The organism is Picosynechococcus sp. PCC 8807, assembly GCF_001693295.1.
GTDB lineage: Bacteria > Cyanobacteriota > Cyanobacteriia > Cyanobacteriales > MRBY01 > MRBY01.
Window position 1 is genome coordinate 98,326 of the sequence record NZ_CP016483.1, and the last position, 12,158, is coordinate 110,483.

The 12,158-nt window shown below is 50.4% G+C and carries 15 protein-coding genes and 1 tRNA gene; 10 read left to right on the plus strand and 6 right to left on the minus strand.

Annotated elements, in window-relative coordinates; translation table 11 throughout:
- The first annotated feature begins 129 nt into the window (after positions 1-129).
- The 4 genes from AWQ24_RS00515 to AWQ24_RS00530 are packed head-to-tail and all read left to right on the plus strand — an operon-like array spanning position 130 to position 2,822.
- A complete protein-coding gene (locus AWQ24_RS00515) occupies positions 130-1,383 on the plus strand; it encodes an MFS transporter (RefSeq protein ID WP_083993461.1) in 1,254 nt (417 codons plus the stop codon).
- A 28-nt stretch (positions 1,384-1,411) separates the two neighbouring features.
- Positions 1,412-1,714 (plus strand): hypothetical protein, encoded by a 303-nt coding sequence (locus AWQ24_RS00520; RefSeq protein WP_030006757.1) that lies wholly within the window; start codon positions 1,412-1,414, stop codon positions 1,712-1,714.
- Between the two features lie 31 nt (positions 1,715-1,745).
- Positions 1,746-2,243, plus strand: a complete 498-nt coding sequence (locus AWQ24_RS00525; protein WP_065715711.1) for a 2TM domain-containing protein — start codon at positions 1,746-1,748, stop codon at positions 2,241-2,243.
- A gap of 39 nt (positions 2,244-2,282) precedes the next feature.
- Complete coding sequence (locus AWQ24_RS00530) at positions 2,283-2,822, plus strand: Uma2 family endonuclease (protein WP_157096805.1); 540 nt, start codon at positions 2,283-2,285, stop codon at positions 2,820-2,822.
- A 43-nt stretch (positions 2,823-2,865) separates the two neighbouring features.
- On the opposite strand, the gene thrB is transcribed toward AWQ24_RS00530, so the two are convergent.
- The 5 genes from thrB to AWQ24_RS16620 are packed head-to-tail and all read right to left on the minus strand — an operon-like array spanning position 2,866 to position 5,915.
- Positions 2,866-3,783, minus strand: a complete 918-nt coding sequence (gene thrB, locus AWQ24_RS00535; RefSeq protein ID WP_065715712.1) for a homoserine kinase — start codon at positions 3,781-3,783, stop codon at positions 2,866-2,868.
- Between the two features lie 22 nt (positions 3,784-3,805).
- Positions 3,806-4,609 (minus strand): hypothetical protein, encoded by an 804-nt coding sequence (locus tag AWQ24_RS00540; RefSeq protein WP_157096806.1) that lies wholly within the window; start codon positions 4,607-4,609, stop codon positions 3,806-3,808.
- Positions 4,610-4,639: 30 nt separating this feature from the next.
- Entirely contained in the window at positions 4,640-4,963 is a 324-nt protein-coding gene (locus AWQ24_RS00545) for an MgPME-cyclase complex family protein (RefSeq protein WP_030006753.1), read from the minus strand.
- Positions 4,964-5,016: 53 nt separating this feature from the next.
- The gene (locus tag AWQ24_RS00550) at positions 5,017-5,757 is read right to left on the minus strand and encodes a pyridoxine 5'-phosphate synthase (protein WP_065715714.1); all 741 of its coding nucleotides are present in this window, start codon (positions 5,755-5,757) and stop codon (positions 5,017-5,019) included.
- Positions 5,758-5,786: 29 nt separating this feature from the next.
- Positions 5,787-5,915: a hypothetical protein gene (locus AWQ24_RS16620; RefSeq protein ID WP_254903487.1), complete on the minus strand. Its 129-nt coding sequence runs from the start codon at positions 5,913-5,915 to the stop codon at positions 5,787-5,789.
- Positions 5,916-6,060: 145 nt separating this feature from the next.
- Between AWQ24_RS16620 and AWQ24_RS00555 the strand changes: the two genes are divergently transcribed.
- Positions 6,061-7,350, plus strand: a complete 1,290-nt coding sequence (locus AWQ24_RS00555; protein WP_062431685.1) for a glucose-1-phosphate adenylyltransferase — start codon at positions 6,061-6,063, stop codon at positions 7,348-7,350.
- A gap of 119 nt (positions 7,351-7,469) precedes the next feature.
- Here the strand turns inward: AWQ24_RS00555 and rimI are convergent, their stop codons facing one another.
- The gene (rimI, locus tag AWQ24_RS00560) at positions 7,470-8,024 is read right to left on the minus strand and encodes a ribosomal protein S18-alanine N-acetyltransferase (RefSeq protein WP_065715715.1); all 555 of its coding nucleotides are present in this window, start codon (positions 8,022-8,024) and stop codon (positions 7,470-7,472) included.
- A 268-nt stretch (positions 8,025-8,292) separates the two neighbouring features.
- Between rimI and AWQ24_RS00565 the strand changes: the two genes are divergently transcribed.
- The 5 genes from AWQ24_RS00565 to AWQ24_RS00585 all read left to right on the plus strand — a co-directional run bounded on the left by AWQ24_RS00565 (position 8,293) and on the right by AWQ24_RS00585 (position 12,065).
- The gene (locus tag AWQ24_RS00565; protein ID WP_062431691.1) at positions 8,293-8,574 is read left to right on the plus strand and encodes a hypothetical protein; all 282 of its coding nucleotides are present in this window, start codon (positions 8,293-8,295) and stop codon (positions 8,572-8,574) included.
- 97 nt (positions 8,575-8,671) lie between these two features.
- A complete protein-coding gene (gene lysA, locus AWQ24_RS00570) occupies positions 8,672-10,060 on the plus strand; it encodes a diaminopimelate decarboxylase (RefSeq protein ID WP_065715716.1) in 1,389 nt (462 codons plus the stop codon).
- A 161-nt stretch (positions 10,061-10,221) separates the two neighbouring features.
- Entirely contained in the window at positions 10,222-11,103 is an 882-nt protein-coding gene (gene cdaA, locus AWQ24_RS00575; protein ID WP_012305738.1) for a diadenylate cyclase CdaA, read from the plus strand.
- 15 nt (positions 11,104-11,118) lie between these two features.
- Positions 11,119-11,856: an isoprenyl transferase gene (locus AWQ24_RS00580; protein ID WP_012305739.1), complete on the plus strand. Its 738-nt coding sequence runs from the start codon at positions 11,119-11,121 to the stop codon at positions 11,854-11,856.
- 135 nt (positions 11,857-11,991) lie between these two features.
- Positions 11,992-12,065: transfer RNA gene (locus AWQ24_RS00585), tRNA-Asp, on the plus strand.
- Positions 12,066-12,158 lie beyond the last annotated feature (93 nt).

A 12,158-nucleotide genomic window follows, 5' to 3' on the forward strand; every position in this document is an offset into this window, starting at 1 on the left:
ACGAGTAGGGTTATACGTTTTAAAAATCTAACGCATTTTGCCAAGGGTCTCCGGCCCCAACTTCGTTAACATCCCTTTACAATTTGAAAAGATATGTCATGTGTTCAAGCAATTGTTAGGGAAATTTAGGTGAAGGTTTTTTTGCAGCTCCAGTCGGAAATGCGCTGGAATTTGGGCTTGTTATTTTTGGCGGCCCTGGGATTTTGGTTGAGTATGACCAGTTTATTACCGGTGCTCCCGGCCTATATCCAAGATTTGGGGGCAACGGATCAGCAGGTGGGCTTTGTGATGGGTTGCTTTGCCATCGGTCTGCTTTTGGCCCGCACTCGCCTCGGTAAAATGGTCGATGAGCAGGGTCGCAAACGGGTAATCCTCATTGGCGCTGTGGTGGTGGCGATCGCCCCGTGGGGATATATTTTTTTAAATTCGATTCCCCAGATGATGGTGTGGCGAGCCTTCCATGGCATTAGTATCGCCGCTTTTACGACGGGTTACAGTGCTCTAGTAGTGGATTTGGCTCCAGAACGAAACCGGGGGGAGGTGATCAGTTACATGAGTTTGGCGATTCCGGTGGGGATGTCCATTGGGCCAGTCTTGGGGGGCTATCTCTTGGGGGTCGTCGATTACCCGTGGATCTTTGCGGTGTCGGGTCTGTGTGGGGTGGGGGCTTTGCTCCTGGCTAGTCAAACTAAAGAATCTAATCCCCAGGCGATCGCCATTGATAAAAATTCCCTGACGCCCAACCAAGGGGAAACCAACCGCGATTACCCGGAACTGTTTCGCCATAAGGGGCTCTACATTCCTTCCTTGATTATGCTCTGCATTGGCTTGGTATTCGGCGTTTTAGTGACGTTTCTTCCCCTGTACATTCGGGAACTGGGCTTAAATTTCAATACCGGACTGTTCTATGGGGCGGCGGCCATTTCCAGTTTTAGCAGTCGTATCCTCGTGGGTCGGGCGTCGGATACTTTGGGGCGGGGTTTGTTTATTAGCGGCAGTCTGCTCTGTTACGCCGCAACGATGCTGATCCTCACCAACGCCAGCGGGACAAATTGGTTTGTCTTGGCAGGGGCGGTAGAAGGTTTAGGAGCGGGTACGCTGGTGCCGATGATGATTGCCCTGATGTCGGATCGTTCCTCCAGTGCGGAGCGGGGAAAGGTTTATTCTATTTGTATTGGCGGCTTTGATGTGGGAATCGCCCTGGCGGGTTTATTGCTCGGCACCGTGACCCAGACCGTCGGTTATCAAGGGATTTTTGCGATCGCCGCTGGGTTGGCTCTGTTTTCTTTCTTTATTTTTCTCACCCAGGGCAATGCCAAAATTGGTACATCCCTCAAATTTGCCTTGGGGCGCACGGGCGATCGCTATGCCCAAAAATTCTAAAGTTTAAGAATATTTCGCACAGTTCAAGATGAAACATCCCGAACCTCTTTCCCTACCTCCCCTCGCCCCCTACGAAGACCGTCTACTCCATGCCCTTGCTTTTTTTCGGACAGGCCGGGCTGTGGAAACCCAAGCCCACCATTGCCTATCTATGTACCTGCGCCAGGGGGAAGCGCGTGTGATGGGAGAAGTGGGCTTCTATGCCAAATTGCTCAAGATCAGTCCCGATGAATTATTGGAATTGATCTATTGCAATCCAAGCCAAGCCCAAACGCTGTTAGCCGAATTTGGGGCGATCGCCCCCGTCGCAGAGGAAAATCATTCGGCATAATGGAAGAAAACCATTCCGTTGCGATGCATCGATGAGCGCACCCCAAGGGCCCGACACCTATCAAGCTGAAGATATCCAAGCCATTCTCCAATTGGCGATAGCCCGCCGGGATACCGATGGCGAACTGACCCGCAGCCAACTCGAAGAAATTGCCGCTGACCTGGGCATTCCCCAAACCGACCTCGTCGCCGCCGAACAGACTTGGCTCGACCTCAAGGTTGAAACCAGCAAAAAGCAAGAATTCAATTTATATCGCCGTCAACGCCTCAAAAACCGCGCGATCCGTTTTGGTATCGTCAACAGCTTCCTCGTTGGCCTAGATACCCTCGATACCGGACATCCTTCCTGGTCTCTGTATGTGCTGCTGCTGTGGGGGCTGTTTTTTACCCTACGCAGTTGGCGACTGTGGCAAACTAGCGGCACCGATTACGAAACGGAATTTCAGAAATGGGACCGCAAAATGCAACTCAAAGAATCTGTCCAAACCCTCTGGCAAAAAACCCAGGAATTCCTTAAGGGAATTTCTTAGGGCCACATTTAATCCAGTCATCATTGCTAACCCAAGCCCATGACCCAGATTCCTAAACCCATCGCGACTGAATTAGAGGATTTTTTACATCAGAAAAATATCGAAGCTTCCCCTGCTTGGGAATTTCTGTTTGGGTCTGCAAAACAAAAGCCGATGCCGTCTCTATTCCACTCCCGTCTCCAGCGCAATTTGGTAAACGCCATTAACCAGCAAACTACCCAGTATGAAGCGATTCAGGAATTGCGTTGTATTGTGCCGCCCCTGTCGCCTGTGCCGGATATTGTGGTCGCCAAAGCAGAGAGATTAACAGAAGATGGCCCATTACAGGGAGCGCCGGACTGGCTAATTGAAATTCGCTCCCTCGACCAGAGCACCCTCGATCTCCAAAACAAAATTCTGCATTGTTTGGGGCAAGGAACAGAATTGGCTTGGTTAATTGATATTCAGCGGGAACGGGTTTGGGTTTGGGAACAGGATGAGCTACCCATTATTTACGCTGGCGATAACGTTTTACCGACTCTAGGGGCAATCAAAAATCTGACGGTTGCAACAGTGATCGCCATGACCCAGCAGCGTTAAACCTGAATTTTCCCGTTAATTGTCGAGTCTCGTAATCCACTCTCTAAAGGATGACTGTGCCCCGTTGGTCAATATCTAAAACATGGGCGATCGCCTTTACACCAATCTCTTCCCAAGCCGTTTGCATCGCCGTTGCGACTTTGGGGGCATTTTCTGGCGCCACAAGCGCTAATAACGTCGGGCCAGCGCCACTGATCACCATGCCATAGGCCCCAGCGGCGATCGCGGCTTGTTGCACTGGGTCATAGCCTTTAATCAGGTTTTTTCGGTAGGGCTGATGAATTTGATCATCCAGGGCTGCCGTTAAATATTCAGCCTTGTTTTGCGCTAACCCGTGGGGCAACAAACCCAACCGCGACGCATTGAAAATTGCCTGGGCCCGGGCGTACTGTTGGGGCAAAACGGCGCGGGCTTCTTCCGTGGACAGCTCAAAATCAGGGATCGCCACCACAGGCACCACATTTTTATGCCAAACCCAAGGACAAATCACCCAATCCTGCTGATGTTTTACCGACAGTTGACAGCCCCCCAGTAGGGCAGGCACCACATTATCGGGGTGGCCCTCCATTTCGATGGCGAGGTTCATAATTTCCTGCTGGCTCAGAGGAGATCCGGCCAGGGCATTGGCCCCCACCAAGCCGCCCACAATTGCCGTCGCGGAACTGCCCAACCCACGGGATAAAGGCACTTTGAGATCAATGGCAATATTTACATGGGGAACAGGCTGGCCGAGGCTTGCAAAGACTTTCGCAAAGGCACGGTAGAGCAGATTGTCGGCTGTGGCTTCGAGCTTCTGGGTTTCCACATCCGCACCGACGAGTTCGAGGCTGAAAAATGGCTCCCTTTCCCCCGCAAGGCGAAATTGGAACTGGTTATGGAGACTAAGGGCAGCGCCTAAGCAGTCAAACCCGGCGCCAATATTGGCAGTGGTAGCAGGGACTTGGACGTGGATAGAGGTCATAAACTTTTTCAAAAAAAACAAATCAAAGGCTAATGTCGGCCTTCAGCAGAATGACTTGATCGGCTGGAACGGCGATCGCCCCGAGGCCATTTTGATTGAGACGATTTAACAATTCGGTGATCCGGGCGGAATCTGCGGTGTGGGCCGCCAGCAGATAACCGCGTCCCCCATAGGCGACCAGGCCAATATTTTGCCCCATTAAACGCTGCAACTGATTGGCGATCGCCAAATTCCCGCCGTATTCTACCAGCACCCCGAATCCCCCCCGGAGTCCTTGGGGTCGGAAGTTAGCTGGCCCTTGGGTTGCGGGGGGAGGCGTCGATTTTGTTTCTGCCTGGGGCTGGGCTGGGGGCAGAGCAACGTTACGGGTTGGTGTCCCGGTTGTTTCGACCACCACATCGGGGGCGATCGCCGTTGTCATGGGGGGAATAGTCGGCGCTTGGCTGGTTTCTAGGGCCAAATCACTATCTACTGGGGTGATCACCATCAAGGGCAAACCCACCGCTTCCCCAAAATATTCGGCCCACTGGGTCGCGTTTTCGAGGCTCGTAAAGCCCCCGACCCGACTGAGAACATTGCCATCGTATTCACAAACCACCGCCTGTTGGTTTTCCGGGAGGGTTTGACTCACTTGATTGCGCACTTCCGCCTGGAGGGGTTGGGATGGGGTAAATACCAATACCAAAAACTCTGCGCCCTGGGGCGGCTGACATTGAGATAAACCCCGCTGGGCAATACTGGGGGGGACAAAGGCGATCGCCGCAATACTCCCGATGCAAGCAGCACGCCCAAGCCTAATCAACGGTTGCCAGAAATTGCCCATCATAAGTTCACACGCCAGAAAGAATAGGGGAGTCTAGGCGGCTAGGGACTTGAGGGGCTCTGGAATTTCCTCAGAGGGAGCCTCAAATTCGCCGACATAGATGTACTCCAACCGTAATTTTAACCAAGTAATAAATTGCTTCTTCGTGGAGATGATCGCCACACAGGGTTTGGGGGTCTTTTCGCTGGCTTCTTTAAGGCTAGGAGCGTTGATAAAGGCTGGATTCTCCACTACCCAAAAATCCCGTTCTTTGCCTTGTTCTTCGTAGTGGCGGATGCGTTCTTTGATTACTTCTTCGAAGGGTTCTTCTTCAAAGAGAAATTTTTGGCTGGCCAGGGCAAAATGATAGGTCGTCATCACTTGTTCAATATAGAAAGATTTATAACTGTTTTTGTTCCAGTAAAGATACCCTACAATTGTCCCCACATGGCAAGCTTCATCTCCCGCACGGCCCGTTCTAGGCCCACCAACACAGCCCGGCTGATGATGGTATGCCCGATGTTTAACTCTTCCATGCCTTCGATACAAGCGACGGGGTAAACATTACGATAGGTTAAGCCATGGCCGGCGTTGACCCGTAACCCCAGGGCGATCGCCTGTTTTGCCCCAGTTTTGAGGGTCGCCAATTCTGCCTGCTGCTGATCTGAGTCCTGGGCCTCGGCATATTTCCCCGTGTGCAACTCGATAAATTGCGCCCCGGTTTTCTGGGCCGCTTCGATTTGCTCTAGCTCAGCATCGATAAACCAACTGACGGGAATCCCGGCCCCCTGGAGTTGTTCAACCACCTCTTTGAACCGGGCAAAATTACCCACGATGTCGATCCCTCCTTCCGTGGTGATTTCCTCGCGTTTTTCGGGGACGAGGGTCACGTAGTCGGGTTTGATGTCTAAGGCGATCGCCACCATTTCCGCCGTGGGGGCCATCTCTAAATTCAGGTGGGACTGCACCGTCTGCCGTAGGATTTTGACATCCCGGTCTTGGATATGCCGCCGGTCTTCCCGGAGGTGTACCGTAATCCCGTCGGCTCCCCCCAGTTCTGCTAAGGTTGCCGCCGCCACTGGATCTGGTTCTACCGTGCGTCGCGCTTGGCGAATCGTTGCAACATGGTCAATATTCACACCGAGGGTCAGGCGAGGATTTGGGGAAACCATTAGGGAAAATAAGCTTAGAAGATAAAAAACTAGAAGCCCATTTTATCAGGGTTGCCAAAGGAGATGGAAGGGGCATTACGCAGAATTTGCAGGGGATTACCACGATCCCCCACTGGATCTCTGGGGGCGGCGATCGCCCTTAAATAAACGATTCCCAAATCTTAAAATGACGTCGGTGAAAATCAGACCTATGATGGATTCTGGGGAAAAAATCCCGAAAAAGTTTGAATTGTTACTTTTCGAGATCCCCCCTCCAGTCATACACTTGACACAGAGGTCAAAGGCAGTCGTGAGGTCTTTTTTGTGAAACGAGTCCTAGGAATCATACTTGGCGGCGGCGCAGGTACTCGCCTATATCCGCTAACAAAACTCAGAGCTAAGCCCGCAGTACCTCTAGCAGGCAAATATCGTCTCATTGATATTCCTGTTAGCAATTGCATTAATTCTGAAATTCATAAAATCTACGTTTTAACCCAATTTAATTCAGCATCTTTAAATCGTCACATTAGTCGAACCTACAACTTTACCGGCTTCACCGAAGGCTTTACCGAAGTACTCGCAGCCCAACAAACTAAAGAAAATCCCGATTGGTTCCAAGGCACCGCCGACGCTGTCCGACAGTACAGTTGGCTTCTAGAAGACTGGGATGTCGATGAATACATCATTCTCTCCGGTGATCACCTCTACCGTATGGATTACCGTGAATTTATCCAGCGCCACCGTGACACTGGGGCAGACATCACCCTGTCTGTGGTTCCCGTGGGCGAAAAAGTAGCCCCCGCCTTTGGGTTGATGAAAATTGATGCCAATGGTCGTGTCGTGGACTTTAGTGAAAAGCCCACTGGTGAAGCCCTTAAGGCGATGCAGGTGGATACCCAGTCCTTGGGTCTCGATCCAGAGCAGGCGAAAGAAAAGCCCTACATTGCGTCGATGGGGATCTACGTCTTTAAGAAACAAGTACTCCTCGATCTACTCAAAGAAGGCAAAGATAAAACCGATTTCGGGAAAGAAATTATTCCTGATGCGGCCAAGGACTACAACGTTCAGGCCTATCTCTTTGATGATTATTGGGCTGACATTGGGACCATCGAAGCGTTCTATGAAGCAAACCTTGGCTTGACGAAGCAGCCGATCCCACCCTTTAGTTTCTATGACGAAAAGGCTCCCATCTACACCCGGGCGCGCTACTTACCGCCGACGAAGGTGCTCAACGCTGACGTGACAGAATCGATGATCAGCGAAGGTTGCATCATTAAAAACTGCCGCATTCACCACTCAGTTCTTGGCATTCGCACCCGTGTCGAAGCGGACTGCACTATCGAAGATACGATGATCATGGGCGCAGATTATTATCAGCCCTATGAGAAGCGCCAGGATTGTCTCCGTCGTGGCAAGCCTCCCATTGGGATTGGTGAAGGTACAACGATTCGCCGGGCGATCGTCGATAAAAATGCACGCATCGGTAAAAACGTGATGATCGTCAATAAGGAAAATGTGGAGGAGTCCAACCGTGAGGAGCTTGGCTACTACATTCGCAGCGGCATTACAGTGGTACTAAAGAACGCCGTTATTCCCGACGGTACGGTCATTTAAGATCTGTTGCGGCCCTTGTTTTAAAAATTCTTTTTAAATCACATTTTTTGTCTAGGCAATGTGCCCTGTCTCTCGGTGAGATGGGGTTTTTTTGTGGACAGAGATAACCTTTAGCATTTCTAAGCATCGAGAGACCAAAACCAGTGGTTTTGCTGGAGTCGTTGGGCAATGGTCGCTCCCCAGGCTTCTAATTGGACAGTAAATTCGGGCTGATCTAAACCCTTGCGCCACATGATCAGGGCGTCTTCTCCGGTGTCTTGGTAGTACCCTTTACGGCGTCCGGCCAGGGTAAAACCAAATTTTTCATAGAGGGCGATCGCCCGCTGATTGGATTCTTTGACTTCGAGGGTCGCCCGTTCTAAACCCCGTAACCAAGCATCCCGGAGCAAACCCAACAAAATGAGTTGTCCCAAGCCCTGCCGTTGCACTTCCGGATGAACTGCCATCAGCGTAATGTGAGCTTCTTCGACAATCGCCCAGAGACAACCCAATCCCAATAATTTATTTGGATCATGGGGAGCCGGCACAATCAGCAAGGTACTATTTGGACTTTCTAGCTCCCGTAGATAACCATCCTTAGACCAAAGGCCACCAAAACATAATTGATCTAAAATCAATGCCTGGGGCAGTGTTTGTTCTGTCAGGGCCTGCACCGATAAAGCAACTGCACTCACAAATCTCACCACTCACTCATAAAAATACTTGAAAAGTTTATCAAATGCGAACAGCAGAAAAATTGAAAGACACCAGGTTAAATCATTAAATTTTTATGTTTATCGTGGTGCCGAAAATAATCATCCATCATCCTCTCTCGGTAGCAAAGACAATTAGTTTATAAAAATTGTTAAACGGTTTTTTTATCCATTTGTACAATGACAGCAGATTTCACGCACAAACGATGCAAAAAAAAGTAGAACTCTCAAAGCAATTACCTTAAAAAGTATGGCAGTTGTCGCTCTGTGTAGTGGCTCCCTCTTGGGATTTAGTCACAATGCCATGGCCCAGGAATTTAACGGTGGCTCGATGACTGTATCTGAAGGAAGAAATGGTACAGAAATTACCATCAAAACTAAGAATGGTAGTACCATTCGAGTCCGTGTCAGTGAAAGTGGAGCTTCGAATGTCAACAATACTTCGAGCAGCGGTGAAAATACCAATACGACGACGGGCCGGGATGGTGATCAAACGACAACTACCAACGCCAATGAAAATTTAGACAAATAGCCGCCATTTCCATAGCAAGGGTGATTATTTTTTCGGTATCCTTATTTACCTATGATTCTATTGAATCTAGTAAAAGATAACCACAAAGTAATTGCTTATGTTAACCGCAGCCTCCACTGACAATACAGGTCGACAATATTTGCCCCAAAATCCAGATGGCCTGTCTCCCAACCAAGCGTTAATGCCCCTGACCAGCACCGTAAATGGCCAGGATCACTTAGTGGTGGGAGGCTGCGATGTGACTGAATTGGTCAAGCAATATGGTTCTCCGTTATATATCCTCGATGAATACACCCTGAGAACCACCTGCTGTCAATACCGCGACAGTTTCCAAAAATATTACGGTGGTGAATCCCTCGTGATTTATGCATCTAAGGCCTGGAGCTGCATGGCCATCTGCGCCATTGTTGACAGTGAAGGGTTAGGCTTCGATGTGGTTTCTGGGGGAGAACTCTACACAACCCTCAAAGCTGGAGTCAGCCCGCAAAAAATTTATTTCCATGGCAATAACAAATCCCGCGAGGAGCTGAATTTTGCCCTCGACCAAGGGGTGACGATCATTGTTGATAATTTCTTTGAGCTGGAATTGCTCAAGGCACTCACGGGCGATCGCCAAACAACGGCCAAGATTATTTTGCGCCTCACCCCCGGTATCGAGTGCCACACCCACGAATATATCCGCACTGGGCATTTAGATAGCAAATTTGGCTTTGACCCGAACCAAATTGAAGCGGCCTTTGCCCTGGTGAGCCAGGCTGAATTTTTAAACTGTATTGGCCTCCACGCCCACATTGGGTCGCAAATTTTTGAACAACAACCCCACAAAGATCTCGGTGATGTCCTCGCTGGTTGGTACAAAAAAGCCGCTGACTATGGCTTAAACCCAGAAATTCTCAACCTTGGCGGCGGTTTAGGGATTCGCTATACCGAATCCGATGACCCCCCCAGCATTGAAGCCTGGTCGCAAAATGTTGCCCAGTCCCTCGAAGCCGCCTGCCGGAGCCATGGGATTGCGCTACCAAAATTGATCGTAGAGCCGGGTCGTTCCCTCGTCGGCAGTGCTTGCGTTACGGCCTATACCGTCGGGAGCCGTAAGGTTGTGCCAGAAATTCGTACCTACGTTTCTGTGGATGGCGGCATGTCTGATAATCCCCGTCCGATTACCTACCAATCTCTGTACCGGGCGGTCATTGCTAATCGCCTGTCGGCCCCCTGCGAGGAAACAGTCACGGTAGCGGGTAAACATTGTGAGTCGGGGGATGTGGTGATCAAGGATGCCCAACTGCCCACGCCCCAACCGGGGGATATCCTTGTGGTGCTGGCGACGGGAGCCTATAACTACAGTATGGCCTCGAATTACAATCGCATCGGTCGCCCGGCAGCCGTACTGGTGAATGAAGGGGAGGCCCAACTGATTATCCGTCGGGAAACCTTGGAGGATTTAGTGCGTCAAGATTGTTTACCGGAGCGGCTACGTCAAGGCTGATCTCTTTTCATTGGTTAAACATTTTGGGGAACGGGGTAGATGGGGTGGCCACATTGAGGCGATCGCTGACCCCGTTTTTCTTTGCCCAAGGTTACCCCCGCCATGACATGATAGAGTCTGATGGCAAGTTGTTGGTTGTGCTGGAGTAGCGGTAATAGAGGATGCCAGATTGGCTGTTTGACATTGCGGATATTGCGCTGACATTGTTCTTAGTGTATGTGGCGGTTTTTGCCATTCGAGACCGACGAACCCTCTGGGTGATGCGGGGATTTTTGCTGTTGATGATTGCTGATAAGGCAGCAGAAATATATCAATTTGAATATGCGGCGGCTCTCCTCGATAAATTACTGTTGATCTCTGCGGTGGCGATCGCCCTAGTCTACCAAACCCAACTGAAGCGCCTATTAGAGAAATTAGGCCAAGGTAAAATCATGGAATTGCTCCGGCCCGTCGAGGCGCGGAATACGAACTCCGAAAATACCGTGCTCGACCGGATTGTTGAATCGGTTAAAGAACTCTCCCAATCCCGTACCGGAGCGCTAATTCTCATTGAAACCACCGCCATTCCCATCGATAAAAAAGGCATTGCCCAGCCCGGAGTCCCCATCGATGCAGAGGTCTCTAAGGAACTGCTCCAATCGATTTTCTACGACAAAAATCCCCTCCACGATGGCGCGATCTTGATCCGTGACTCCCGGGTGGTGGCCGCAAAGGTCTTCTTCCATTTGTCCGAAAAATCCGGCTTCCGTCAGTTAGGCACCCGTCACCTGGCCGCCCGCAGCATCACAGAACAAGCTGAAAACTGCGTCTGTGTGGTGGTTTCCGAAGAAACGGGTTCTATTTCCCTCGCAGACCGGGGGAACCTGAATCGCCCCCTCACCAGCAATGAACTCAAAGAACTGCTCTCGGAATATTTCACCACCGGCGATCGCGAATCTGTAACGCCGTCCCTAGGTGACCTGGGTCGTCGGCTAAAATCTCAAGGGGAAGATTTACTCAAGTTTCTTCGGCAACTGAATCTCCCTTTCACCCACAAAGATTAACCTTTGACTGTAACTATGGTTCATCCTTTGCCCGCTGACCTCGATCCCCAAAAGCTTCCCAAACACATCGCTGTCATCATGGATGGGAATGGTCGTTGGGGCCAACAGCGTGGTTTACCTAGAATTATGGGTCACCAAAAAGGGGTAGACACAATCCGCAATATGCTCACCTACTGCCAGGACTGGGGAATCCATGCCCTCACGGTCTATGCGTTCTCCACCGAAAATTGGCGGCGTCCCCCCACCGAGGTGGAATTTTTGATGACCTTGTTTGAAAAGGTGCTTCGGCGAGAAATTAAAATTTGGGCGGCCAAAGGGATTCAAATTCGCTTTGTGGGGGATCTGACCTCCTTACCCTATTCCCTCCAGGCGGAAATTCAACGCTCCGTCATTCAAACCCAGCACAATAATGGCATTCAATTTACCGTTGCCACCAACTACGGCGGCCGCCAGGAATTAGTCCAAGCCTGTCGGGCGATCGCCACCAAAGTTGCTGCCGGGGAACTGCGACCCAGCGATATCAACGAAACCCTGATCAACGATCACCTTTATACCCACGGCATCCCTGATCCCGATCTCTTGATCCGCACCAGCGGTGAAATGCGCCTGAGTAATTTTTTGTTGTGGCAAATGGCCTATAGCGAAATTTATGTCACCCCTACCCTCTGGCCCGATTTTGACAAAACCGAACTCCACCGCGCCCTCTTGGCTTTTCAACAACGGGAACGTCGCTTCGGTAAAGCCACCGTTTAATCCCCTGAACAATGTCATAAAATCGTCATGCAGTTATCTAAGGCTGGGCTTCGGGTATTGTTTAAAAAAATTGCGCCAAGGAGTTGACATATACAATTTCTGACTTTATATTATTAAAAGTGACCTAAACCACTTGGGACTGTAGTTCAGCTGGTTAGAATGCCTGCCTGTCACGCAGGAGGTCGCGGGTTCGAGTCCCGTCAGTCCCGTACAGTAAAGAAGAATATAATCCGTCCTTGGGTGTGGATGCAGATATTGCAACACAATGCGGTAAATAGCTCTAGCCAGGAATAGTGATGTAC

Coding starts and splice junctions, on each gene's coding strand:
- thrB (WP_065715712.1), bottom strand. CDS start 3,783: ATGACCTCTATCCACGTCCAAGTCCCTGCTACCACTGCCAATATTGGC.
- AWQ24_RS00525 (WP_065715711.1), top strand. CDS start 1,746: ATGAGCGCACCCCAAGGGCCCGACACCTATCAAGCTGAAGATATCCAA.
- cdaA (WP_012305738.1), top strand. CDS start 10,222: ATGCCAGATTGGCTGTTTGACATTGCGGATATTGCGCTGACATTGTTC.
- AWQ24_RS00580 (WP_012305739.1), top strand. CDS start 11,119: ATGGTTCATCCTTTGCCCGCTGACCTCGATCCCCAAAAGCTTCCCAAA.
- AWQ24_RS00540 (WP_157096806.1), bottom strand. CDS start 4,609: ATGATGGGCAATTTCTGGCAACCGTTGATTAGGCTTGGGCGTGCTGCT.
- AWQ24_RS00565 (WP_062431691.1), top strand. CDS start 8,293: ATGGCAGTTGTCGCTCTGTGTAGTGGCTCCCTCTTGGGATTTAGTCAC.
- AWQ24_RS00545 (WP_030006753.1), bottom strand. CDS start 4,963: ATGACGACCTATCATTTTGCCCTGGCCAGCCAAAAATTTCTCTTTGAA.
- AWQ24_RS00550 (WP_065715714.1), bottom strand. CDS start 5,757: ATGGTTTCCCCAAATCCTCGCCTGACCCTCGGTGTGAATATTGACCAT.
- AWQ24_RS00530 (WP_157096805.1), top strand. CDS start 2,283: ATGACCCAGATTCCTAAACCCATCGCGACTGAATTAGAGGATTTTTTA.
- lysA (WP_065715716.1), top strand. CDS start 8,672: ATGTTAACCGCAGCCTCCACTGACAATACAGGTCGACAATATTTGCCC.
- AWQ24_RS00520 (WP_030006757.1), top strand. CDS start 1,412: ATGAAACATCCCGAACCTCTTTCCCTACCTCCCCTCGCCCCCTACGAA.